This window comes from Haemophilus sp. HMSC61B11 (assembly GCF_001838615.1).
Classification (GTDB): Bacteria; Pseudomonadota; Gammaproteobacteria; order Enterobacterales; family Pasteurellaceae; genus Haemophilus_D; species Haemophilus_D parainfluenzae_AD.
The window spans coordinates 1-265 of record NZ_KV837985.1; the positions used below are offsets into that span (position 1 = coordinate 1).

The 265-nt window shown below is 36.2% G+C and carries 1 pseudogene; it reads right to left on the bottom strand.

Going from position 1 to position 265, the window contains the following annotated elements:
- Nucleotides 1-265, bottom strand: a pseudogene (locus HMPREF3263_RS06570) (hypothetical protein); the annotation flags it as partial.

The following is a 265-nucleotide window of genomic DNA, read 5'->3' on the forward strand; positions in this document are numbered from 1 at the left end:
GCGGTTGACACGAAAACCACGTGGACGGGGGAGGAAAAAGGCAAAGACCACAAAGGGAATTAAAATGATATCAAGGATAAAATCTTTTAGTGGTGATTTGGGGGAAATTCCATATTTATATTCTGCATATGGAGTTATCTCCAATTTATTTTCTCTAAACTGATTAACTTCCTCCATTCTATCTTTGTAACTTAAATAATTTTCCATAGCTGGCTTATCAGGATTGAAAGCCCATTCATAATCACTTTTTGCCTCGAGATATTGG